Source organism: Clostridium carboxidivorans P7 (genome assembly GCF_001038625.1).
Lineage (GTDB): Bacteria > Bacillota > Clostridia > Clostridiales > Clostridiaceae > Clostridium_AM > Clostridium_AM carboxidivorans.
In genome coordinates this window covers 5,207,989-5,233,165 of sequence record NZ_CP011803.1, presented here as the reverse complement: position 1 = coordinate 5,233,165, position 25,177 = coordinate 5,207,989, and the positions used below count along the sequence as shown (strand labels likewise).

The following is a 25,177-nucleotide window of genomic DNA, read 5'->3' as shown; positions in this document are numbered from 1 at the left end:
TACTGAAAATTAAAATTGTGCTTATAAAAAACATTCTAAACATAAAAAACAGCGCAGTAAAAATAATTTTTAACTGCGCTGTTCATTCCATATTTATTTACTATTTAAATTTTTAGATGCTTGTCTGATATCATCTTTTCCAAGTATAGCAGATATTACAGAAATTCCATTAACTCCTGTTGATAAAACTTCTTTAAAATTTGTTTCATTTACCCCGCCAATAGCTACCGAAGGTATTTTTACACTATTACATACTTCTTTAAGTCCTTCAATACCAATAGGAGTTTTTATATCTTTTTTAGTACCAGTATAAAATACAGTTCCTATGCCTAAATAATCTGCTCCATCTCTTTCAGCCTCTACAGCTTCTTTTACATTTCCTGCTGAAATACCTATAATTTTTTCTTTGCCTAATATCTTTCTTGCAAATTTTATAGGCATATCGCTTTGTCCTAAATGTACTCCTTCTGCATCTATAGCTTGCGCTATATCTAGCCTATCATTTATTATTATAGGAACTTTATAGTGCTTTGTAACTTCTTTTACTTCTAAAGCTACATTATAAAATTCCCTAGTTGAAATATCTTTTTCTCTCACTTGAACTAAAGTAACTCCTCCTAAAATTGCTTCTTCAACAACTTTTTTTAAATCTCTACCTTTTAAAAAACTTCTGTCTGTTATAAGATATAAACCATAATCTATTTCCATATAATTTTTCCTTCTTCCTTCAATTTTTCTTCTGATAAGCAATAAATGTGATCCATAAGTTTAACTTTAAAAGATCCTGGGAATTTAGCTTCTTCATAAGCTCCTTCTCCTGCTACATTCATTGAAAGTACAGCTGTCACAGCAGCTATAAACTTATCTTCAGAGCTTCCAGCAGTACCACCACAAAGTGCTCCCAGCATACATCCTGATCCAGTCACTTTTGTAAACATCTCTGTACCATTTTGAATAATTGCACTTCTTTTTCCATCTGTAATAAAATCTTCTTTTCCTGTAGCTGCAATTACACAATTATATTTATTTGCAAGGGTAATACATGCTTCCAATGCTCCTTCAGAGCCTTCAAGAGAATCTACTCCCCTTACCTTTGATGCCTCACCAGCTAAGAACTTTATTTCTCCGATATTGCCTTTTATAATATCCACACGTCCTACTTCAAATATTCTATTTATTACAGAAAGTTTCCTTGGTATAGCCCCACAAGCCACAGGATCTAATACTACAGGTATATTATTTTGTTTTGCAGATATACTTGCAAGTACTGCAGCTTCTTCTTGTTCTTTTGTTAAAGTTCCAACATTTATATATAGTGCTGAGGATAACTTTACAAAATCAAAAACTTCATCATAAGCTTCACACATAGCTGGTGAAGCACCAAAAGATAAAAGTATATTTGCACAATCATTTATTGTTACATAATTTGTTATACAATGCACCAATGGAACCTTTTTTCTAAGCTTTGTTAAACTTTCAACTACTTTATCCATCATGTTTAAATCATTCATTTTCAATTCCCCCCATATTATTCAAAATCTACATCTGCTTTTTTATAAAGTTCAATAAAATGTCCTACTGGTCCTACTCCATGTCCTATAGAAAAAGAGTTTTCTATAGCCTTTGTTATATATTCTTTAGAAAGTGTCACTGATTGTTTTACACTATATCCCTTAGCTAAATAAGAAGCTATTGCTGAGGATAATGTACATCCTGTTCCATGTGTATTTTTAGTATTGATTCTATGTCCTGCTAAATTTACAAATCCCTCATCACATAGCAGTATATCATTGGCATCATTACATCTGTGACCACCTTTTATTAAAACATTCTTAACACCCAATTCTTTTATTTTCACTGCTGCATTTTTCATATCATCTGCATTTTCTATTTTCATATTTGTTAATACTTCTGCTTCTGGAATATTAGGAGTTACTAAATCTGATATGGATACAAGTTCCTTTATAGCTTCTTGTGCTTCAGGCTTTAAAAGAAAATATCCACTTTTAGAAACCATGACTGGATCTAATACTATATTTTTTGCTTTAAATTTCAATAGTAATTTTTTTATTACTCCTATAGTTTTACTATTGGAAACCATTCCAATTTTCACACTATCTACATCTATGTCAGTAAATATGGATGTTATTTGGGCCTCTACCATTTCATCTGTAACATCCATTACATCTTGAACCCCTACAGTATTTTGTGCTGTTATAGCTGCAATAACACTCATACCATAAACACCTAATGCACTCATAGTCTTTAAATCTGCTTGAATTCCTGCCCCTCCACAGCTATCTGATCCTGCAATAGTTAGGACTTTTTTCACTTTAATCACTCCTTATATGGCTGTGTGGATGATAAACATACTCTAATTTAAATAAAACAAAAGTGTATCGCAGAAAAGCAATACACTTAAAAATACTATTTTATATCATAAAATATCTGCTTCCCTACGCCAGTTTTACCTAGATCAGGTTCAAAGGGTTAGAGAATAATCTCTTCTCAGCCTTACAGCACCCCCACAACGAATTTATTAAATTTTTACTTAATTACAATTATATTGTACATATATTTATACATATTTGCAACCTTAAAAATTAATTTTTCTTCTTCTCATATACACATTTAAAACTAATCCTAATGATATAAAATTAGTTAAAATAGAACTTCCTCCATAACTCATAAAAGGTAGGGTAATTCCTGCTATAGGCATAATACCTATTGTCATACCTATATTTTGAAATATAGAAAATATAAAAGATGCTGCTGTTCCCACACATATAAGTCTTCCAAAAATATCTTTAGATTCCTTAGCTGCATTAATCATTCTATACAACAATATACCAAAAAAAATCAACAGAATAACAGCTCCAATCAATCCCCATTCTTCTCCTACCACTGCAAATATAAAATCAGTATGGACCTCAGGTATATAGCCTCCTGAAACTTGTACACCTTTTAAATATCCTCTACCAAACAGTCCTCCAGATCCTATACCTATAATTGATTGCATTAATTGAAACGCCGTATCCTGTTGATACAATTCTGGATTTAAAAATGAAATTATTCTATCTTTCTGATAACTTTTCATTAAACCACTAAACCATATAAGTACACTTATTGGAATCATGGATAAAAATCCATATATTATAACCTTTAAATTTAAATTACTTATAAAAAATATAGCTAATGTTATAAAAAAACATATTAAAGTCATACCTAAATTAGGTTGTACTATAATCAAAATCATTGGTATAGCAGCATATGCACAAAGTATTAAAAAGTTTTTTATATTATTAATGTTACCTTCCATATCATCTAATTTTTTGGCAAGCATTAATATTAGACCTATTTTCACAAATTCACCAGGTTCTATGGCTCTATTACCTATTCTTATCCAAGAAGCAGCACCCTTAACAGCTCTACTTGTTATATCATTAAATAACAATAGCGCTACCCCACTCCAGTATATAAATCCACAGTATGAACCTATTGTTTTGTAATCAAAATTTAGCAATATATATACAACTATAACTCCAGCAATTAACCACATAGATTGCAACTCAAAATAGCTAAATCCATACTTATTGTGTGTTGCACTAAAAATATTAGCTATACCAAAGCATACAATAATTATAGCTGAAAATAACATTATATAATCCAAGTCCTTTAAAAATTTTCTGCTTAATAAAATTTTTCTCATCCTTTACTTTCCTCCACCACAAATTCAAAAACTAATTGATACATCTATTCACTATTATGTAATAATTACACTCTTATATCAATGAATAATTTTCAATAAATGTCATATATTATGGTAAGAAATAAGAATATATTGAAAATAAAGGATTAACTTTTTCTGAACAATTAATTAATAAAAGTGGCATACTTAATATAATCTTATTTTTCTATAATCAAATCTGCCATAATAACTCCATCAATTTCTCCAAACTTATTTTTAAATGGTACTGCTATGGCAATACAGTAATTAAAAGATACATTGGATATATATGGTTCAGTATAATATTCATTTCCTTTCATTGCCTCTTTAAAATAAGGCCTAAATGAATAGTTATTATTTTCAGATGATATAGGCTTACTAGCAGATTTCATAATACCTTTCTTATCCATCACACCTATATATTCAAATTCTTTATATAAATTTTCTTTTTCCTTTAATAACTGTGAAACTCCATCCATTGGCAAAGCTTTAGAGTTTATTTCTTCATTTATATTTTTCAGATTTAAGAATCCAGACTTAATAGAATTTTTTTCATTCTCTCCTATTTCTATATTGTTTATAAAATCTTTAAGCTTTAAATCTACACTATCTGCTGCATCATTCATATTTTTTATTAATTCAGAAAGACTTTCCATTGATGCTGATTGTTCCTGTGCTGATGCAGAAACTTCCTGTGTAAAGGCTACTGATTCTTCATTAGCTAAAATGATACCATTTATTAATTCATTTACCTTATCAGACATTAATGACGTTTGGCTAGCTAATTTATGTATTTCATTAATGGCATCATAAGTTGAACTAGTTGACTCTTTAATTTTTGAAAATGAATTTTTAGATCCATCTGCAAATTTTATATCATCCTTTGTACTTTCCGCTTGCTCATTAGCTTCTTTAGTTATTTGAGCTATTTTTAAAGTTATATTATCAATAATTTTTGTTATTTCCTCTGCAGAACTTGAGGATTGTTCTGCTAATTCTTTAACTTCATCTGCTACTACAGCAAATCCTTTTCCATGCTCACCTGCTCTTGCCGCTTCAATAGATGCATTTAAAGCCAAAAGATTTGTTTGTTCACTTATCTCCGTTACTACTGTAGCAATACCTTTTATTGCATCAGCCTCACCTTGAAGTGTCTCAACATTATTAGCAAGCTTTTCACTCACATCTCCAGTACCCTTAATTTTCACAATTATTTCATCAAAAACTTTAACACTTTCATTAATTACATTCATCATTTCTTTTGCGATGTTTTCAGTATTTCCGGCATGCTCAGCTATAATTTCAGCATTGCTTACCATTTGCTTTGCACTTTCTCCTGTACTTTCTGCATTTCCTGATTGTACTGAAGCCGATTCACTAATCGCAATTATAGATTTAGTTATCTCATTTGATGATGATAAAGTTTGTTTTGTATTCTTATTTAAATTGCTAGATAACTCTCTAGTTTTTTGAGACATTTCTGCTATTTCGCATAAAATTTTTCTAGTATTCCCTACCATAATATTTATACTGTCTGCTAAAGTAGACATATATCCCTTAGATTTTAATTTTATAGATAAATCTCCTTGTGATATCTTATTCAAATCATATTTTAATTTGTCAATTTTTATAAATATACTGTTTAAAAACATTGCAATTATAACTGATAATATTAATGCACATATTAACATAGAAATAAGCACTATAAATATACTTTTAGAATTAAATTGAGATAGTATAGAATTTACTTGATCACTACTACCTAACTTGGATAAAAGTATACTTCTAAGCATGTTTTGTGAAACATAAGATATTGTAAAACCAGTTATTAATAATATAGTTAGGAATAACGTTATAGAAAATGATATTATTTTATTTTTCATTACTATTTCCCCTCCTAATTTTATTACTTTAAATTAAAGTTCCAATATTTCATCATTATAAAATAAATATAAATATTTATTTTTTATATTTTTTCCTGTTAATCTTTCAAGCGCATTTTTATAGCACTTAATTTGAACTGAATATCTTTCTTTAATCTTATCTAAATCATCTACATAATCTGTTTTATAATCTAAAAGCACTAATTCATCATCTTCTTCAAAATAACAGTCTATTATTCCCTGCAAAAGTACTTTTTCCTCTCCATATACATCTCTTGGCAAATCTTTGTAAAGCTCAGTGCTATCTAAACTTACAATAAAAGGAACTTCTCTTAAAACTTTTTTTGATTTTATCATTCTTTTTCCTAAACTAGAGTTAAAAAACTTTAATATTTTATTTGCATCAATTGAATTAGCTTCTTCTCTAGTTATAAATTCTCTATTTACTAAGTCATTCACCTGGTTAGATATCTCTTCATAGTTAGAAACTTTTTTCAAATCTACATGCTGCATAACAGTATGTAGAAGCGTTCCCTTCTCTGATGCTGATAACTTTGTTGTTTTCTGAAGAAATACAGGTTTATTTAATTTACTAGAATCAACTAAAAATGAACTTCCTTCATCTGCTGATAAAAAATCGAATCTTCTCTTTATCTCTGATACAGAAAACTTTGATGGTATATTACAGGACTCTTTGTATTTATACTGCCAATTGAGTCTTCTATTAACTTCCTCATAATATATGCTATTGCCACCATTTAACGATTCATCTTTTACTATTTTAATTATATCTTCTTTCTCATTTTCATCACGTAAGTCATTTTTAAAATTTTCCTTTCTCCAAAGCTTAACACACCATTTAGACTTATCATCTACTAAAGGTTCAAAATCATACACACCACCTATATCTCTTATAACCTTTCCAGATAGATGCTTAGCTACAGCTGGTACTATCCAATCTAAATAGTTTTTAGCATTTATCACCACATATTCAGGTATTTTTCCTTCTTCATACTTTATAGCTTCACACCATTTTTCTGAAGTTTTTTCTAGATCCTTAGCAGTACCTGTTATTATAAGTTTTTCTTTTGCTCTTGTAAGTGCTACATATAGTATTCTCATTTCTTCAGATAGGGTTTCAACTTTTATTTTCTTTTTAAGTACCTGTTTAGCAATAGTTGGATAACTAATCCTTCTATCTATGTTTACATATTCTGGTCCCAACCCTAGTTCACTATGAAAGAGTACACTTCTGTTCATATCCATCAAATTAAAATTCTTACCTGTTCCCGAAAGTATAACTACAGGAAATTCTAACCCCTTACTTTTATGCACACTCATAATTCTTACAACATCTTCATTTTCTCCAAGAATTTTAGCACTCCCCATATCTCCACTGCTATTTCTTAGCTTGTTTATGAAATTTATAAAATTAAATAAACCTTTATAACTTGTACTTTCATATTGTTTAGCCCTTTGGAACAAAATTCTTAAGTTAGCCTGTCTTTGTTTTCCTCCAGGCATAGCCCCAACAAAACCATAGTATCCTGTATCAGTGTAAATGTACCATATAAATTCATCAATAGGCATATATAAAGATTTTTTTCTCCATTTTTTAAGCTTGTTAAGAAAATTACTTACCTTATCTTTAAGTTCCTTGCTTACATGTTTAATTCTCTCATCTGCATCATCACTTTCTATTATTATCTTTAATGCACTAAAGAAATTTATATTTCTATCTACCATTCTTATATCTATAATTTCTTCTGATGAAAATCCCTCTATAGGAGATCTAAGTATGGATAATAGAGGAATATCTTGAATAGGATTGTCAATTATCTGAAGGAGAGAAATTATAGTTCTTATTTCTATATTATCAAAATACCCAGTATTAGTATCTGCAAATACAGGTATACCAAAACTTTTAAGTTCTTCTACAAAAGTAGGTGCCCAATTTGATGTAGTTCTTAATAAGATTACTATATCTTTATACGTAACATTTCTATACTTTTTTTCGTCTTTATCGTACACTTTAAATTTCTCATTATTTATTAAATCTATTATTCTTTTTCCTACTAATCTAGCTTCTATTTGTATATTATCTGGAGTTTCCTCATTAATATTTTCAGCTTCAGCACCTTCTGGATTCTGACTATTGTCTTCACATACCTCATTATCTTTTTTATCTAATAAATGAAGTTCTATTTTACTTTCGGCATCCATGACATTTTCTCCTAATTCTGGAAAATCCGCTCCGCTTTTTAACATTTCTCCTTCATCATATTCAAGCTCACCTATATTCACGGACATTATCTGATTAAATACATAATTAACTGCAAAAATTATTTCAGGTCTGCTCCTAAAATTTTTAAAAAGCTTTATTTTTCTCTCATTTCCCACTCTATTATCTGAATACCTATTATATTTATCTAAAAACAATTCTGGCTTAGCTTGCCTAAACCTGTATATGCTTTGTTTCACATCTCCAACCATAAATGTATTTGGTATATCATTTTTTTTAGAGATAGCATTCATAATTACCTCTTGTACTTCATTACTATCTTGATACTCATCTATAAGTATTTCCTCAAATTTTTGTCTATACTCCAATGCTATTTTTGAAGGTGTTATATCTCCGTTCTCCTTCGTATCTATAAGTATATTAAGACAAAAATGTTCAATGTCATTAAAATCAACTAATCCTCTTTCTCTTTTTTTAGCTCCATATCTTTCATTAAACTCCATTACTATTTTTCCTAAAGACTTCATTTTAGGATACATTTCTTTTAAGTCCTTACCCATACTGCTCATTTTCAAAAAAATATCTTCTGATATTTCAGTAATTTTTTTCTTTACATCATCTCTTATTTTCTTTGACTTTTCCTTTGCTTCTTTATCAGCATCCTTATTCCTTTTCACAGGAAGTTTTTCAAACTGTAAATTATCAAATTGATATTTTAACTCTTCTAAACTTATGCATTGCATTATATTGTTTATATTTTGCAAATCTTTTTTCATAGGTTCTAAATAGTAATTTATACCTTGAGCATTTTCTACTATTTCTATTGCTTTCTCCATTTTACTTTTGCAGCCTTGTAATTCAACTATCATATAGTCTAAAATTACAGGGAACCAGGGAGATTTTTCAAAGTTAAAATCCTCTTCAACATTAAATCTTTCTACCATTGTTGAAATCCACTTTTCAGGCCATGGATTACTTTTGGCAAACTCATATAAATCTAATATCATATTTTCAACTTTAAAGTCATTTTTTCCTCCATAGCATTTTACAAGTTGTATAAAGCCTTCATCACTTTGCTCATATTTATCCTCAAAAACTTCATCAATGGTTTCCTGTTTCAAAAGTATGGATTCAGTTTCATCACAAACTCTAAAATTAGGGTCTAAATCTATAATATGAAAATTATTTTTAATAACCTGAAGACAAAAAGAATGTATAGTCATTATATTTGATTTGTTTAACAACATCAGCTGTTTTTGAAGATTTTTTGATTCAGGCATAACCTCCAACTTTTTTGAAATAGCGTCTCCAATCCTTTCCCTCATTTCAGAAGCAGCTGCATTAGTAAAAGTAACAACTAAAAGTTTATCTACATCTACATCATCTTCATTATCCGTTATTTTTTGTATTATTCTTTCTACAAGCACTGCTGTTTTTCCTGCCCCTGCTCCTGCTGCTACTAAAAGATTACAATTCTTTGTGAAAATTGCTTCTCTTTGTTCTTGCGTCCACTTTGTGTCCATACTTATCACCCAATCTTGATTTATTATGTAAGTAAAAACTTATTTTCTTCTACTTAATTATTCAATATAAAATGTTATTCTCCTCTATTATTTCCTATAAAAATTACTTTAAACTTATTTATAATTACTTTAGCACATACAAAACTTTAATTAAACTTTTGATAACTCATTTCGCTAAAGCGAAATATTGCTGACTTATATAAATTTGAAGCTTGTTTTGCGTTAGCAAAACAAGCTTCAAAATAAATTAGTTTTCTGACGTAAGGAAAAAAACTCACCTTCATTGTCCTCTAAAAAATAGAGTGATTTTTCATTAAAAAATCACTCTATTTTTTCCTAGGTCTTTAGCCTTATATAAATTTTGGTCTGCTTTCTCTATAATTTTCTCTAAAGATGTATCTGTTTTGTTACTGATACCTATTCCCATAGAAACAGTAACATTAGATTCTATATTTTTATAACTTATTACACTTTTCTCTATAACACTTCTTATATAATCCATTCTACGGTATATATCATTTACATTTTTCATGTCAAACATATATACTATTATTTCTTCTCCACCATATCTAGCTATAATATCATCTTTTCTAAGATTTTCTTTTATAATTTTAGAAATTTCTTTTAAAACATAATCTCCATATTGATGACCAAATGTATCATTACATTTTTTAAAATTATCTATATCTATCATAATTATTGTAATTTTTTCTCTATAATCTTTTAGCTTATTTTCCATAATAGAAAAAAAGTAACTTCTATTATACAATCCAGTCAACCCATCTATTTGTGAATTTTCTTTTATTCTATTGTAAAGACTATTATTTTCTAAACATATAGCTAAATGATTACTCAAGGCAGTTAGAAGTTTTATATGCTCTTGCGTCAAATAATTATACCTATTGTGTTCTACTACAATAGCACCTAAAATATTATTTTTCAAATAAATTGGCATAAATATAGATGAATGTATTTCAATGCTTTTATCTTCAGATATATTTTCAACATCATTAAAAATACTAGTTTCTAATTTAAAATTTTTTTTATTAAAATCATTAACTGAATAGTGATGATTAGTATCTTTCAAATTAGAAACTTTTAATTTTAATTTCCTATTTTGTACTAAATAAACACTAGAATATGTAACTCCTAAAATACCTATCATTATGTCATTTATCATAGAAACAATCTCGCTACTGCCGAGACGTTTATTTATATACTCACTAATTTCTACTATAAGAGACATCATATCTAGTTTTTTATCTAGCTCCATTATTTTAGCATTTTGTTTTTGAATTATCCCTTCAGCCATTTTCTGGTAGCTTTCATAATCATTCTTTAGTTGATTATAATTATCTTGCAATGATAACATATAAATCTCCTTTATTTTATTTATAGTACACTCTAATAAACAAGAGATTCTATAATTGTATTATATGTTGTTAATAGATCGATTTCATAGTTATTTATTTTTTCTTTTGTAATATGATCATATTTAACTCTTATAACAGGTCTGTCTGGAAAATATTTATTTTGCTTTACCACATATCCTTCCACTCCATTGGAAAGTTTTACACAACACCCTAATGGATAAATAAAAAAGTTTTCCTTGAATTTTTGTACTATATTACTTTCAAACATAGTACTCGCATTGGATATTATATACTCATAAGCTTCATTTGGATTGAATCTTTCTCTATAAGCTCTATTAGCACTTAAGGCTGTAAAAACATCACAAACACTAATAATTTTTGCATAATACCAAATTTTATCTCCACTTATTCCATTAGGATAGCCTTGTCCATCTACTCTTTCATGATGCTCTGCTACTGCACATAGAATATTTTTATTATTTATTCCAGCTTCTTTTAAAATCTCATAACCATATACTGGATGTTTCTTAATTTCCTCAAACTCTTCTGCAGTAAGAGGTTCTTTTTTATTTATAATTCCATTTGAAATTTTTATTTTGCCTATATCATGTAGTATTGCTGAAATTCCTAATTCCGTTAATTCTTCTTTTTTTAAATTTAAAGAACGACCTAAAAATATGGACATAATTGCTGTATCTACACAATGAATATATGTGTAATTATCATACCTACTAATTTCATACAAATTAGTATTCATATCACCTTCTTCAGCAATATATTCAGCTAAATTTTCTACAATTTTAAAAGATTCTTTAATGGTATTGACATCTCCCTGCATTATACTTGCAAATATACTAGGAAGTCTCTCAATGGTTGATTGCTTTAATTCATCAATTTTTTTATCTTCTTTAACATCATCTAATTCGTTATCTTCTATATAAATATAATAAAATCCACTTTGTTTTATTCTATTTATATATGGAGTATTTAATTTTGTGCCTGAAGGCAACAGCACCTTTCCATATCCATCAAATAACGTTTTTCCTAATACTTCATCACCCTTTAAATTTCTTACCAATTCAAATCTCATAATAATATCCCCATTCTTCAAATGGAATAAAAATTAAAACTATATTAATATTTTAATTGATAAATAGTAAATATTCAACTTAATGAATGAATTATTTTTTAATTAAAATTTTTCTATTATTTATACTTATTAAAAGTGCTGTTAAAGAAACATATGATAAATTAAATAACACATATATAGGTATAAGCTTACTAGCAAATGCACCCCTTATTATAGTATTTTCATATTTAGAAGATATATAGAAAATTATAGGATACATAATAATGATAAAATCTTTTCTCTGTACTTTTTTAATTATTTCATTTAATCCAAAAGTAAATGAATAATAGTAATTTGATATGATTTTAATCATTATTAAAGTCCACATTACTATAAATACATATCTAAAACTATTTATAATAGGTAGTGTTAAAGCTTCTGTTACAGTAACTACAGGCCATATAAACTTAGGAACAATATCTATACCCAAATAATATATAGTAATAAAAGTAAACCAAGTATATACACTTCCAGTAATTAACAAGCTCATTAACCCACATTTCTTCAAACTTTTATTTTCTTCTAAAAAAGGATAAATCAAAAATAAAATTTCCATACCAGAATAAGCAAGGGCAGTTTCCTTTGTAGATTTTATCATATTAACTACACCAGAACCAAATACAGGCATTACATTTATCATCATACCTTCTTTTAAGGCAACTATAGGAATAAAAAATGAAACAAGAGTCAAATAAAAAATAATTTCATTAGCCTTTCCAAGAGGTTTAATTCCTTTATATGCAACAAAAGCTGCTGGCAAAAGTATTGTTATTAAAATTTTATTTTTATCTAGAAAAAATATCATATATATTTTAAGTAAATTTGCTATTCCTGAAGCTGCTTCCGTTAATATTAATAAAAAAAATGATATAAATATAAAATTTAATATGGTACCTATAATTTTACCAAAACACTTTTTACTTAAAACTAATATATTTTCTTTAGGAAACTTTTTATACAGATAGTTTGCTATAAAGATCATATATATAGGGTATATTAAACCAAATATACAAGATATCCATCCATCTTGCTGAGCATCTTTTATAACGTCAGCAGGTAGCGTTAACACTGAACTTCCAATCATACTTCCAACTAGTATAGAAGTCAGTTGATTTTCAGTTAAAAAAATATCTTTATTATTCATTCATTTCTCTCCTAAACTTATACCCAAAATTTACTTTTGTATTATATAACTAAAGCTAATAATATCTTTTTAATATTCTCCTCTACCTTCAGCGTTTATTTTAACTTTTACATTTACATATATATCAGATTCACTTACTACCTTATTCCAATCTACACCAGTATGCCTCCCATACTTGGCAGCTGCATATTTACCTAAACTTAAAAAATCCATTTTATATTGAGATTTAGCATTATTTATAAAATCCTGACATGTTTTTTTTATTGAAGCTTCCATATCTTTAACAAATTCTTTCTGAACTTTTGGATCTTTATTAAGATTTTCATATAATTCATTTGATGCTATAACACCATTTAAATTTAAATCAATTATAAATTTATATTTTTCACCTTGCTTATAACATTTAACTTTACGTTTAACCTTTGTCTCATAGTCTATATACCTCTTAGACCCTTTTTTTATAGTAAATATTCCTCCTCCACTATCTTTCCTTAGCAAATTTACAATTTTAGCTTCTTGTAAATCTAATTTTGTTATCATTTTATCACCTTTGAATATGGCAACACCCGTAACTTGAGGTAAATTTTCTTTTAATTCTATATAAGGAAGTACTAAATTTCTCCCTTCAGCATCCACCCTTGCTATTGAATTTATAAAATTATATTGACCAGAAAAAAAATTATAATATCTAGAGTTTAAAATTAATGATTCTATATATTCTGCAGCATTTGGATATCCTTCAATTTTATACTTTAAAATATCTTCAGCTTTTCCTTTGCAAACTATCATAACCGCCTTATCATTTACTTGGGGACTATTTAACAATATATCTAAAATATTATTGATACCATATTGAGCATAACTTTCACTTATTATAAGTACTTTTTCTAATCCTAATAAAAATTTCTTTTCAGACCTTAATTGTCTATTGCCTCTAGTTTCACCTACATTTTTAGCTTTACCAGTAATAACCTCACTTTTTATCTCTCCTGAAGGATCACTTATATATGTGGCAATAGGAATGCTATAATCTACATCTTCTTTATTTCTTTTTTCTAAGTCATATCCTATACCTATAGGAATAGCTAAATCCTCTATTAATTGACCTTTAGTACCTATAAAACTCCACAAAAAAATCATTACAATAGCTATTTTAATAATTGTACTCTTAAGACTTTTTTTTGCATGTTTAACCATTTTTTCACCTTTTAATAACCCTTAAAGATTTAATATTCTCCCCTGCCTTCAGTATCAACTTTAACTTTTACATTTACTTCTATATCTGATTCACAAATAACCTTATTCCAATCTACTCCTGTTTCTCTTCCGTATTTGGCTGCTGCCACTCTTCCTAAATCCAAAAAATCTACTTTATATTCACATTTAGCCTTACTTAAAAAATTTTCACATTGTTTTTTTATTGAATTTTCCATTTCATTTGTAAACTCTTTTAACACTTTAGGATCTTTATTGAAATTCTTATATAATTCATTTGATGCTATAGTACCTTTTAAATTTAAATTTATTATAAATTTAAATTTTTCACCTTCTTTATAACATTTAACTTTCCTTTTAGATTGTGCATAATAATTTATATATTCTTTTGAATTTTTTTGTATACTTAACATACCTTGTACTTTGTTTTCTCTAAGCAAATTGGCTATTTTAGCTTCCATAATATCTAATTTTGCCACCATTTTATCCTTTTTAAATACAGCAACACCTGTAATTTCAACACCATTTTCCTTTATTTCTAAATATGGAAGTATAGTGCTTCTTCCTTCTGCATCCATTCTCACTACTAAATCCATCATGGTATATTGCTGCGCAAAAAAATTAAAATAATTAGAGTTTTTAATCATTCCTTCTATAAATTCCGTTGAATTAGCATATCCTTCTACTTTATATTTTAAGATATCCTCAGATTTTCCCTTACAAACTGTCATAAAGGCCTTATCATTTATTTGAGGATTATGAACTAGTATATCTATCATTTCATGAACTCCATCTTTAGCAAAACTTTCACTTATTACATATACTTTTTCCAATCCTAATAAATACCTTTTATTATTTTTTACCTGCCTGTTTTCCCTAGTATCTCCCATAGTACTAGCTTCTCCAGTAATAACACTACTTGTTGTATTACCAGAAGGATCAAAAACATATAAAGCAATGGGAAGCCTATATAATTCATCTTGTTTTGTGTTTTTTACTATATCCATTCCTATTCCTATAGGTACAGATAGATTTTCTACTAATTCACCCTTTGAACCTATAAAGCTCCATAAGAAAATTGCACTTAGTATTATGGAAATAATAAACTTAATGTGTAACTTTTTTTTCATGTTTATCTCCTTTTTTTATAAAAAGTAAAAGGGCTACAACAGAAACATATATTAAATTAAAGAGCACATATAAAGGAACTGTCTTACTTAAGAAACTTCTCCTTATAGTTGGATTTCCATACTTTATAGATAAATAAAAAGCTATTGGATACATCAAAAGAGCAAATTGTTTTCTACTTATATGCTTAGTAAATTGGCTTAATCCGTAAACCAACATAAAATAAAAATTAGACATGGTTCTAAACATTATAAGAGACCATAACATCATGAATATATATCTAAAGCTATTTATTACAGGTATTATTACAGATTCTGATAGTGTTACAACAGACCATAAAAATTTAGGAATAGTTTCAATTCCCAAATAAAATATAGTTACAAAAGTTATCCAGGTATAAATAATTGAAGTAAGTACTGCAGCCCCTATGCTGTAACGTTTAATTTTTTCCCTGTTTTCTAGGAAAGGGTATATCAAGAATATAACTTCTATTCCGGAATATGAAAACGCAGTTTCTTTAGATGATTTTATTATATTTATTATTCCAGAACCAAATACAGGCATAACATTTAAAAAACTACCTTGTTTTAAGGCTGCTATAGGAATAAAAAGTATAGGAAAAGTACAACAAAAAATAATTTCTCCTACCTTACCAAGTGTATTAATACCTTTATACGCAATAAAAGCTGGAGCCAAAAGTATAATTGCTATTATTTTTTTTCTACTCAAAAAATTTACAACATATATTAAAAAAACATTACATGTTCCTGCTGCCACCTCTGTCAACAAAAATAAGAAAAACATTACAAATATAAAATTAAAAATTCCACCTATAATTTTTCCAAAACACCTTTTACTTAATGTTAGTATATTGTCTTTAGGAAACTTTTTACACATATACATTGCCATAGTAATCATATATAAAGGATATAGCATACCTATTATGCATGCTATCCATCCATCCTGCTTTGCAACCTTCACTACATCATTAGGCAAAACTAATATTCCAATTCCAATCATACTGCCCAGTAATATAACTGCAAATTGGGTAATAGTTATCGTATTTTCTTTATTATTACCCATTTTTGCCCCTCCTAAATTTCCATCTGAAATTCTTTTGCCTTACAGGATTGTTGTTAGGTATAGCTTCAGGTCTTTTATTCATCTTCCATATAGGTGCCCTTATAAAAATATCTTTTAAATCACTCTTATGAAAAGACAAATAAGGAACCCCATAACTATCTAAAGCGCAAAGATAGGCTATTAAGAAAAACCAACCTATAGCTATCCCTAACGCTCCTAACCAGTTAGCCAATACCAACATAGGATAATTTATCATCCTTATAGAAAGAGCCATTTCATAATTAGGTATTAAAAAAGAGGCCGTAGTTGTAACACCAACTATAAGTAATGTAAGCGAACTTACAATTTTAGCTTTAAGTGCTGCATCTCCTATAATAATTCCACCTACTACACTTAAAGTTTGACCTATTTTGCTTGGTAATCTAAGTCCTCCCTCTCTTAAAAATTCTATAACCAAATTCATAGACAATATGGACATAAACGGCGTTAAGGCTATGCCTTTTCTTGATTCAATAATAGATTGTATAAAAGTTAATGGTATTAGTTCTGAATTAAATTTTATTAGAGTTATGTAAACACTTGAAATTGTGATTACTATGAAAACTGCTATACATTTTATTATTCTAGTAAAGGATGCTACTATTGTTCTATGGTAATAATCTTCTACTGTTTGAAAAAAATCTGTAAATAAACTTGGTAAAGTTATAACAGAAGGAGTTCCTTCTGGCATCAGAGCTATCCTTCCTTCTAATAAATTGGATTGAACTATATCTGGTCTTTCTGTAGCAAAAGTTTGTGGAAAAATACTATAGGTATGTTCCTCTATAAGTTGTTCAACCATAGCGCTTGATGAAACACTATCAACCTTTATAGATTGTATTCTATCTTTTATTTTTTTTAATAAACTTTTATCAACTATATCATCTATATATACAATAACTAAATCTGTCTGTGATCTTTCGCCTAAAGTAAATGTTTCCATTTTTAAATTTTTATCTTTTAATCTTCTTCTTATAATACTTAAATTGGTTTCCAAGTTTTCTACAAAAGAATCTCTAGGGCCTCTTAACGAAGTTTCATTCATAGGGTCAGATATAGCTCTAAAGTTTCCACCTGTTGTGTCTATTATAATAAAGCTGCTACTTTCTTGGACCAACATCAAAGTTTTTCCTCGCTTTGCAGCATCTACAGCTTTATTTATATCTTTTTCTAATTGTGTATTGCTAATAGTTATATATTTTTTACATACATAATCTTCAACCTGTGGTATACTACTTAAATTTTCCTCTATGTGAAGCATTAATGGATTCAAAATATCCCTATCAATCATATCTTTATTTACCAAACCATTTACATAAATAATACATGCCTCAATAGGTTCTTTACTTCCCATAACAAAATTTTTAGTTATTAGCTGTATTCCATTTCCCATTAAATTCTTAATGTCATCCAAATTTTGTTGCAAGATAAGTTTTTTATTCTCCATATACACACCTCACTTTACAAAAAATATAATCTTTGTTTTTAGTATGGATTTAATTTTAAAAAATATTAGACAAATTATGCCTCTAGTGTAGGTATTCTATTGTCATAAGTGGGTATTTATTACAAGCACCTAATTCAAATATCAAAAAAGAAATAACAAAAACACTAAACTTCATATAAAATAAAGTTTAGTGTTTCTATTTATGTTTGAATATAATTTAGTCCTACTAAAACCCTCTTGAATAATCATTAAAGCAATCTAAGCAAACCTTTTTGCCATTCATAAATCTTATTTTATGTTCTGCAGTACTTTCTCCACAATTTTCGCAGATAATGCTATTAAAAAGTCTAGCCTTTTCTGGAATTTTAAATTTTGGTGACTTAAATAAAAATAAGTCATCAATATCAGCATTTAATATGTACTCCATACGCTTTTCCCTACCTTCAGACTTATCTAATGGTTTTAAAACTATTCTCAAAGCCTCATTATTCTTTCTATTGAAAAATGTAAATGCCATTTTGCCAGAATCCTTATAGACCAAGTTTCCTTTGCCTATAGAACAGCCTGTTAATACTTGTACTGCATCTACACAGCAAGCATCATTTTCTGTTACACAAACAATTTCTTCATCTTTAGAATAATCTAATCCCATCTTTTTTTTAGCAGCTTCACTAACTTTATAACCTATAGCTAAGCCTGGACATGAATGTCCATGAAATTCTACACACTTTTTCCACAAACCCTTATTCATATAACACTCTCCCCTTCATAGTATACTTAATATAAGTATACTATACTATCAATTTTGATATAAATTTAAATGGCCACAGCTTATAATACATTTGCATAAGCTGCAGCCTTTAAAGTTCGTATTTTAATATTCTCCTATGATGCTTTATTTTGTAAATCTTTTTCCTTTTTAACTGAAGCAATTACTTTAAATATAATTAATAAAATTGCCACTCCAGCTATAGCTGAAACAATATAACCTAACTTTTCAGGCATTCCACCAGGAGCATAATCTGGTGCTATTGCATTAAAGCTAAACCCATTTTGAAAAGCTTTAGGTACATATCCAACTAATGACTTCACTTCTTCTGAATCCCACTCTCCCCAAGCAGTTCCGCTAGCTAAAAGTCCTAATGGGCATAATACTATTAAAGCACCAAGTAATCCATATAAAGATTTTTTGCTTGTTTTCTTTCCTTCATATATAATACCAGGTGACATCTTTTTTACATAAGCATAAACTCCTGCTGTTATAGCTCCTTCTAGTATTCCTACAAGTAAATGAGGTAAAACCATAGCTGGCACTGAAATACTTAATGTATAAGGGCAGTAAATTGCTGCACCTGCTGCATCTTTAAATAATAATGGTTGTATTCCAAATTCAATTGATGCGCAAAAGGCTGCTGCTAATATTCCTATATAACCACCAATAAATGCTGCTATGTATTCCCCTTTTTCACTGTTTACTCTATTTTTTATGAATCTATAAACTGAATATCCAACAAATGGCATTACAAAAGCCATGTTAAATGTATTTGCTCCGTAAGCAAGTATTCCTCCATCTCCAAAGAATAATGCTTGAATCAATAATGCTATACTAACAGATATAGTTGCAGCATATGGGCCTACTAATATTGCTATTAAAGTTGCTCCTACTGCATGGGCTGTAGTTCCCCCTGGAACTGGCACATTAAACATCATTACAAGAAATGATACAGCTGCACATACACCAAGTATAGGCATTTTTCTTTTACTTACTTCTTCTTTCACTTTCTTTACTGATTTTGTCCACACTGGCAGCATAATAACCCCCATTGCTGCACAAGTTGATGGACTTAAATAATTATCTGGAATATGCATAATTTTATCCCCCCAACTTTATAATAAAAACCCTTTATTTTTTCTTCAAATAGATTATCTTTACAATAAATAAGAGCAATTTTTATGCCATATGTTTTATAGGGTAAAAACAGCAAAAAATTCTCAAAACGATACTTTTTTAGTACCATTTTGAGAATTTTTTCATTATGATAATTTTTTTAACATCAAATAAATAATTAAGAATTAAATACCTGTTCTGCATAATAAGAACTTCTAACTAAAGGAGCAGAAAAAACATGTTTAAATCCCATATCTAAGGCTATTTTTTCATATTTTTTAAATATATCTGGATGCACATACTCTACTACTGGATGATGCTTTGAAGAAGGTGCCAAATATTGCCCTATAGTTACAATTTCACAATTAATGTTTTTTAAATCCTTAAGTATTCCTATTACATCATCTTCATTTTCTCCAAGTCCTAGCATAAAGCCAGACTTAGTCATTATTGAATCATCCATTTCTTTCACTCGCTGTAGAAGTTCCAATGATCTATCATACACTGCCATAGGTCTTACTTCTCTATAAAGTCTTGGCGTTGTTTCTACATTATGATTTATTATATCAGGTTTAGCACTTACCACCTTTTTCAAAGCCTCTTCATTTCCTTTAAAGTCAGGTATTAATACTTCTATAGTGATATTTTTATTTAATTTTTTTATCTCTTCTATTACTTTTGCAAAATGTGCTGCTCCACCATCTTCAATATCATCTCTTGTTACAGAAGTTATAACAGTATGTTTAAGATTTAGCTTATCAACTGCTTGTGCTACATTATGCGGCTCTTCATAATCAACCACCTCTGGTTTTTCTTTTGTTACATTACAAAAAGTACAATTGCGAGTACAATTCTTTCCAAGTATCATAAATGTGGCTGTTCTCTTGTTAAAGCATTCCATTCTATTTGGACAATTTGCTTCTCTGCAAACTGTATTTAACGAATATTTCTTTAGTATTTCTTGAACATTACCAGAAATCTCTCCCCCTCTTATTTTTACTCTTAGCCATTCTGGTTTTCTTTGATGCATGATTTTATCCCCCTTTGAAAAAATCTATATATTAATTAAACATTACTTGTATTAAGTTATCTTCATTAATATTACTCATATATTTTTCAATTGATATATTCTTTAAAACATCTCTTACATTCTTTTCATTATATCTTATTCCAGTCAAAACATTTTCCAATTCAATAACATCACTTTCACTAAAAAAATCTCCATATAATTTAATACTGTTTATTAATCCCTTTTCCACATTTATATTAGCTTGTACTATTCCTCCTAAAAACTTTTTTTCATTAAAATAATTAAAATTAGGAGATTTTCCATAATTCCATTCCCATGTGGAATATTTTTCATCAGAAATCTTTTTTACATGAATCCAATCCTCTTTTGTTAATTCGTAAATTTTTGCTTTCTCTTGTTCACTAATAATAGAATTAGCCAAAAACTCTTTAAATTCCTCTAAACTCATTGGAGACTTTAAATGTTCACTTATATTAGTAACCCTACTTCCTACAGATTTAACTGATTTGTCTTGAAACTTTATATCTTTTACTTTTAATGCTGATGTTAAATCACTCATATTAGCTGAAAATAAAATACTGCCATGATGAAGAATTTTATTTTTATAGTTGTATTGAGCATTACCTGAAAATTTCTTTCCATCTATAGTTAAATCATTTCTTCCTGATAAATCAGCATTTATACCAATTTTCTTTAGAGCATTTATAATGGGATATGTAAACTTAGAAAAATCTGCAAAACGATTTTCACTATTATTAGCTATAAAAGTAAAATGTAAATTTCCAAGATCATTAAAAATTGCTCCTCCACCTGACATCCTTCTTACAACAGGTAAATTGTGTTTTTTTACATAATCCATATTTATTTCCGAAAGAGTATTTTGATTTTTCCCTATCAATATACAACGTTCATTTCTCCATAACATAAAACAATCTTCTTGAAAATTTTTTAGCATATATTCTTCAATAGCATGATTGATATACGGATTGGTATTATCATTCTTGATAAAAATCATAAAAAACCTCCAATAAATATTTGAATTATTTAGTTTTATAAGTAAATATAATATCCTCTCCTGCTGATACATTTACTCCAACATTTTTATCAATATTCTTAACTCTATCGCCATTAACAATTAAAACTGGAGTAATTAAAGAAAATCCTTTTTCTTTTATAATTTCCCTATCGATTTTTATTATAGGATCTCCAGCTTTAACTCTGCTCCCCTCTTTAGCTATTCTTTGAAATCCTTCACCATCTACTTGTATTGTATCTATTCCTATATGAACTAAAATTTCTACTCCATTATCAAGGGTAACAGCAAAGGCATGATTTGTTTTAAATATTATAGTTAATACACCATCTGCTGGTGACACTATTGTATCTCCTGAGCAATCAATAGCAACACCATCTCCAGCAAGTTTATTAGCAAAAACTTCATCTGGTACCTCTGACAACTCCAATACTTTACCAGATGCAGGCGATATTACAGAATAATCTTTCTTTAATAAATCAAACATATAGTACCCTCCTAAAGCTTATATTTATTTTTGTATATCATTTTCAATTTCTATTCCAGCCATCTTCATTAAATAAAGAGCATTCCTAGTTTTTGATATACCCCTCTGAAGCTTATAATCGAAATAAATTTTATCATCTTTATAATATTCTCTAAAATGATAATTCTTTATTTTATTATTACTTTCCTCTTCCAAATCACCTAATTCCAAATCATGAGTAGATACTAAACCTAATGTTTTTTTCTTACTTAAGCTATTTATTAAAACCTTAGCTCCTGTATGTCTATCTAATGAATTAGTTCCTTTAAAAATTTCATCTAATAAGAAAAATATTTTTCTTTTTTCTTTAGAAGCTTTAACAATATTCTTTATTTTTAAAAGTTCTGCATAAAAAGAAGATATATTTTTTTCTAGATTGTCACTAACCCTCATGCAAGTATATATTTCCATTATGGAACAACAAAAATTCTCGGCAAATACTGCAGATCCTGAATAGGCTAATACTAAATTAATTCCTGAAGTTCTAAGCAGTGTACTTTTACCAGACATATTAGAACCTGTTATAAGCCCTACAGTAGATGGTTTTCTAATTGTTAAATTATTACATACGCCTTTCTCACCTAATAATGGATGTGCCATATGTTTAGCTTCAAATACTAAATCATTCTCAATAATTTTAGGGATATACCACTTTGGATGATCATAATTTATAATTGATAAACTGCTCAATTCCTCAAACTGTCCAATAGTATCAATCCACTTCTGTAAATTTCCTCCACACTTCTCTTTCCATTTTTCTAATGCAAACATATATTGATAGTCCAATAATAATAATATATTTATAATTATATACATAGAATTTCTACGATCAGAAATTACATCACATAACTTTACTAGTTTCTTTATTTGTTCAGAAGCTTTATATTTATCATTTATAAGATTACTTTTTAGTTTCATTAAATATGCAGAATGAAATTTTTCCTTCTCTATTAATTTTATCATTTTATCATAAATCTTTATACTATTTTTAAATTCATAAACTACTCCCAAACTCTTAAAACGTTGACCTGCCTTTGGGATAAGTAAAAAAATCTGAATAACTATTAATAATAATGGTATAGATTTAGATACTCTATTAGTGGCAAAATGTAATATAAGCATGCTAACTGTAATCGCAGGTAATATCTTAAATATTAAAATTAAACATTTATTGGTATAAACAGAATTTCTATCCCCTGCTACTTTAATTATAGGTGCTGGATCACCTATTTTTTCATTTATAACTTTTCCTTCAGCTTCAAATCTTTGCCTCCATTTAAGCTTTTTTGATAGTTCCTCTATGGCCTCTTGTCTTTTTTCAATTTCTTCTGCACTTTTTAAACATGTAGAAAGTGAACTTTTTAACTTTCTTCTGCCTAAATAAGTATTAGCAGTATTAATCCATTGAAAAAGAGAACCTCTACCAAAAATGTCCAAATCGAAAGAATAATTATGATCTATATCTACAAATTCCTCGCCATCATCAACGAAATCCTTCCATTTACCATTAAAGCGGTTTATACAATTACTATTTATTTTGCTAATCACCAAAGAATAATTTCTATTTCTTTTAATTTTCCCATGGATAATAACTATAAAAATAAATAGTATTAAAAAGCATAAAAATGAACTTATACTTAGATAAATATATTTTTTTGTATATAAAAATCCTGTTAATATAATTCCAATGAAAAAAATAATAAGCCTTGCAGTGCTCATAATACTTATAGCTCTATTTTGTCTTTTGACTAAATTTAAATAATTATTTTTTCTCTTCTCATAAAATTTTTCTCCAATTACCACTAAAAATTTTCCTCCTTTTATGGAAGCCAATATATTTTTATTGTTTTTTAATAATATAAGGATATTACGTCTTTATATTCTATTTGTATAACTAAATTTCCTTTATTTTTGTGTGAATTTAACTTTATTATACTTCATATATACCTATTTATTTTACAGCAAATCATATAACTATTATTATTGACAATTTCATACATACATTTCATTGTATTATAACTTTAGTAACATTTGTTACTGATTTATAATACATATTTACATATAATAAAAACATCAAATTAAAGTTAAAATAATAATTCAGGAGGTTAATTATGAGTTTATTTTTAGGAAAAATTCACTATTGGTTATTTGATAAAATTAAATGGTTTGAAGGTTTAGAAAGTGACATAGTAAGCTGGGCTGAACACAAAGGTTTACCTGTAGACAATTGGAAACAAGAAATATATAAAGATTTTGGTCATCCTGTTGAAGATAAACCTCTAGAAGATATGATAGATACCTCAAACATACATGGATGGCTTCAGGATAAGATTTCAAAAGCAGAAGGAAGGCAGGCAGCATGGGTTACTAAAATATTAAATTCTTCTAAAGAATATAAGAATGATTTAATATCCATATTTGAAAAACAAGGTAATAAATTAGGAATAGAATATAGTGAAAAATCAATTCCTAATTCACCTCAAGAAATTTATAATATCATAAATGACTTTATTCTTGAAGGCATGCCTTGCGATAGAGTTACAGAAGAATTAGAAAGCGATTCTACTGTTTATATATGGAGAACAAATCTTTGTCTACACAGTAAATACTGGGATAGTGTTCATGGAGATGTAAATAACTTTTATATTCTTCGTGATGCATGGATTACATCCTTTATAAAGGCTTTAAATTTTAATTTTTCATACAATGTAAGTATAATAGATAACAAGAGAATCCAAGAAATCAGAAGAAGTTCTTAAAAGGAAGT

The 25,177-nt window shown here is 28.0% G+C and carries 20 protein-coding genes and 1 riboswitch; of the genes, 1 reads left to right on the top strand and 19 read right to left on the bottom strand.

Going from position 1 to position 25,177, the window contains the following annotated elements; genetic code table 11:
- Positions 1 to 93: 93 nt before the first annotated feature.
- From thiE to Ccar_RS23430, 19 genes are all read right to left on the bottom strand, one after another.
- Positions 94 to 708 (bottom strand): thiamine phosphate synthase, encoded by a 615-nt coding sequence (gene thiE / locus Ccar_RS23520; protein ID WP_007059132.1) that lies wholly within the window; start codon positions 706 to 708, stop codon positions 94 to 96.
- Positions 699 to 1,511 (bottom strand): hydroxyethylthiazole kinase, encoded by an 813-nt coding sequence (gene thiM, locus Ccar_RS23515; RefSeq protein WP_007059133.1) that lies wholly within the window; start codon positions 1,509 to 1,511, stop codon positions 699 to 701. The genes thiE and thiM overlap by 10 nt, the downstream gene beginning before the upstream one ends.
- Before the next feature lie 17 nt (positions 1,512 to 1,528).
- Positions 1,529 to 2,332, bottom strand: coding sequence for a bifunctional hydroxymethylpyrimidine kinase/phosphomethylpyrimidine kinase (gene thiD / locus Ccar_RS23510; protein ID WP_007059134.1), 804 nt, complete (start codon positions 2,330 to 2,332; stop codon positions 1,529 to 1,531).
- 103 nt (positions 2,333 to 2,435) lie between these two features.
- Positions 2,436 to 2,537: riboswitch (TPP riboswitch) on the bottom strand.
- A gap of 59 nt (positions 2,538 to 2,596) precedes the next feature.
- Positions 2,597 to 3,709 (bottom strand): rod shape-determining protein RodA, encoded by a 1,113-nt coding sequence (gene rodA / locus Ccar_RS23505; RefSeq protein ID WP_007059135.1) that lies wholly within the window; start codon positions 3,707 to 3,709, stop codon positions 2,597 to 2,599.
- A 197-nt stretch (positions 3,710 to 3,906) separates the two neighbouring features.
- The gene (locus Ccar_RS23500) at positions 3,907 to 5,610 is read right to left on the bottom strand and encodes a methyl-accepting chemotaxis protein (protein ID WP_007059136.1); all 1,704 of its coding nucleotides are present in this window, start codon (positions 5,608 to 5,610) and stop codon (positions 3,907 to 3,909) included.
- 33 nt (positions 5,611 to 5,643) lie between these two features.
- The gene (addA, locus tag Ccar_RS23495; RefSeq protein ID WP_007065104.1) at positions 5,644 to 9,375 is read right to left on the bottom strand and encodes a helicase-exonuclease AddAB subunit AddA; all 3,732 of its coding nucleotides are present in this window, start codon (positions 9,373 to 9,375) and stop codon (positions 5,644 to 5,646) included.
- Positions 9,376 to 9,688: 313 nt separating this feature from the next.
- Positions 9,689 to 10,747, bottom strand: coding sequence for a sensor domain-containing diguanylate cyclase (locus Ccar_RS23490; RefSeq protein ID WP_007059138.1), 1,059 nt, complete (start codon positions 10,745 to 10,747; stop codon positions 9,689 to 9,691).
- Between the two features lie 32 nt (positions 10,748 to 10,779).
- A complete protein-coding gene (locus Ccar_RS23485) occupies positions 10,780 to 11,838 on the bottom strand; it encodes an HD-GYP domain-containing protein (RefSeq protein ID WP_007065105.1) in 1,059 nt (352 codons plus the stop codon).
- A 91-nt stretch (positions 11,839 to 11,929) separates the two neighbouring features.
- Positions 11,930 to 13,021, bottom strand: a complete 1,092-nt coding sequence (locus tag Ccar_RS23480) for a GerAB/ArcD/ProY family transporter (RefSeq protein ID WP_007059141.1) — start codon at positions 13,019 to 13,021, stop codon at positions 11,930 to 11,932.
- 69 nt (positions 13,022 to 13,090) lie between these two features.
- Complete coding sequence (locus tag Ccar_RS23475; protein WP_007059142.1) at positions 13,091 to 14,218, bottom strand: Ger(x)C family spore germination protein; 1,128 nt, start codon at positions 14,216 to 14,218, stop codon at positions 13,091 to 13,093.
- Positions 14,219 to 14,247: 29 nt separating this feature from the next.
- Positions 14,248 to 15,366 carry a Ger(x)C family spore germination protein gene (locus Ccar_RS23470; protein ID WP_007059143.1) on the bottom strand — a complete coding sequence of 373 codons (1,119 nt, stop codon included), beginning with the start codon at positions 15,364 to 15,366 and terminating at the stop codon, positions 14,248 to 14,250.
- The gene (locus tag Ccar_RS23465) at positions 15,344 to 16,447 is read right to left on the bottom strand and encodes a GerAB/ArcD/ProY family transporter (protein ID WP_007059144.1); all 1,104 of its coding nucleotides are present in this window, start codon (positions 16,445 to 16,447) and stop codon (positions 15,344 to 15,346) included. The genes Ccar_RS23470 and Ccar_RS23465 overlap by 23 nt, the downstream gene beginning before the upstream one ends.
- A complete protein-coding gene (locus tag Ccar_RS23460; RefSeq protein ID WP_007059145.1) occupies positions 16,440 to 17,933 on the bottom strand; it encodes a spore germination protein in 1,494 nt (497 codons plus the stop codon). Before Ccar_RS23460 ends, Ccar_RS23465 begins: the two co-directional genes overlap by 8 nt.
- Positions 17,934 to 18,159: 226 nt before the next feature.
- Entirely contained in the window at positions 18,160 to 18,684 is a 525-nt protein-coding gene (locus tag Ccar_RS23455) for an FmdE family protein (RefSeq protein WP_007059146.1), read from the bottom strand.
- 134 nt (positions 18,685 to 18,818) lie between these two features.
- Complete coding sequence (cbiM, locus tag Ccar_RS23450; protein WP_007065108.1) at positions 18,819 to 19,802, bottom strand: cobalt transporter CbiM; 984 nt, start codon at positions 19,800 to 19,802, stop codon at positions 18,819 to 18,821.
- 197 nt (positions 19,803 to 19,999) lie between these two features.
- On the bottom strand, positions 20,000 to 20,851 hold the full coding sequence (lipA, locus tag Ccar_RS23445) for a lipoyl synthase (protein WP_007059148.1): 852 nt from the start codon (positions 20,849 to 20,851) through the stop codon (positions 20,000 to 20,002).
- Positions 20,852 to 20,882: 31 nt separating this feature from the next.
- Positions 20,883 to 21,866: a lipoate--protein ligase gene (gene lplA, locus Ccar_RS23440; RefSeq protein WP_007065109.1), complete on the bottom strand. Its 984-nt coding sequence runs from the start codon at positions 21,864 to 21,866 to the stop codon at positions 20,883 to 20,885.
- A gap of 25 nt (positions 21,867 to 21,891) precedes the next feature.
- Positions 21,892 to 22,371, bottom strand: coding sequence for a PTS sugar transporter subunit IIA (locus tag Ccar_RS23435; RefSeq protein WP_007059151.1), 480 nt, complete (start codon positions 22,369 to 22,371; stop codon positions 21,892 to 21,894).
- A 24-nt stretch (positions 22,372 to 22,395) separates the two neighbouring features.
- Positions 22,396 to 24,213, bottom strand: a complete 1,818-nt coding sequence (locus tag Ccar_RS23430; protein ID WP_007059152.1) for a MutS family DNA mismatch repair protein — start codon at positions 24,211 to 24,213, stop codon at positions 22,396 to 22,398.
- Positions 24,214 to 24,521: 308 nt separating this feature from the next.
- Between Ccar_RS23430 and Ccar_RS23425 the strand changes: the two genes are divergently transcribed.
- Complete coding sequence (locus Ccar_RS23425) at positions 24,522 to 25,169, top strand: hypothetical protein (protein ID WP_007059153.1); 648 nt, start codon at positions 24,522 to 24,524, stop codon at positions 25,167 to 25,169.
- The last annotated feature ends 8 nt before the right edge of the window (positions 25,170 to 25,177 follow it).

Coding starts and splice junctions, on each gene's coding strand:
- lipA (WP_007059148.1), bottom strand. CDS start 20,851: ATGCATCAAAGAAAACCAGAATGGCTAAGAGTAAAAATAAGAGGGGGA.
- thiE (WP_007059132.1), bottom strand. CDS start 708: ATGGAAATAGATTATGGTTTATATCTTATAACAGACAGAAGTTTTTTA.
- Ccar_RS23500 (WP_007059136.1), bottom strand. CDS start 5,610: ATGAAAAATAAAATAATATCATTTTCTATAACGTTATTCCTAACTATA.
- Ccar_RS23455 (WP_007059146.1), bottom strand. CDS start 18,684: ATGAATAAGGGTTTGTGGAAAAAGTGTGTAGAATTTCATGGACATTCA.
- Ccar_RS23465 (WP_007059144.1), bottom strand. CDS start 16,447: ATGGGTAATAATAAAGAAAATACGATAACTATTACCCAATTTGCAGTT.
- Ccar_RS23435 (WP_007059151.1), bottom strand. CDS start 22,371: ATGTTTGATTTATTAAAGAAAGATTATTCTGTAATATCGCCTGCATCT.
- rodA (WP_007059135.1), bottom strand. CDS start 3,709: ATGAGAAAAATTTTATTAAGCAGAAAATTTTTAAAGGACTTGGATTAT.
- Ccar_RS23460 (WP_007059145.1), bottom strand. CDS start 17,933: ATGGAGAATAAAAAACTTATCTTGCAACAAAATTTGGATGACATTAAG.
- Ccar_RS23475 (WP_007059142.1), bottom strand. CDS start 14,218: ATGGTTAAACATGCAAAAAAAAGTCTTAAGAGTACAATTATTAAAATA.
- Ccar_RS23425 (WP_007059153.1), top strand. CDS start 24,522: ATGAGTTTATTTTTAGGAAAAATTCACTATTGGTTATTTGATAAAATT.
- cbiM (WP_007065108.1), bottom strand. CDS start 19,802: ATGCATATTCCAGATAATTATTTAAGTCCATCAACTTGTGCAGCAATG.
- Ccar_RS23485 (WP_007065105.1), bottom strand. CDS start 11,838: ATGAGATTTGAATTGGTAAGAAATTTAAAGGGTGATGAAGTATTAGGA.
- thiM (WP_007059133.1), bottom strand. CDS start 1,511: ATGAATGATTTAAACATGATGGATAAAGTAGTTGAAAGTTTAACAAAG.
- lplA (WP_007065109.1), bottom strand. CDS start 21,866: ATGATTTTTATCAAGAATGATAATACCAATCCGTATATCAATCATGCT.
- addA (WP_007065104.1), bottom strand. CDS start 9,375: ATGGACACAAAGTGGACGCAAGAACAAAGAGAAGCAATTTTCACAAAG.
- Ccar_RS23480 (WP_007059141.1), bottom strand. CDS start 13,021: ATGAATAATAAAGATATTTTTTTAACTGAAAATCAACTGACTTCTATA.
- Ccar_RS23490 (WP_007059138.1), bottom strand. CDS start 10,747: ATGTTATCATTGCAAGATAATTATAATCAACTAAAGAATGATTATGAA.
- Ccar_RS23470 (WP_007059143.1), bottom strand. CDS start 15,366: ATGAAAAAAAAGTTACACATTAAGTTTATTATTTCCATAATACTAAGT.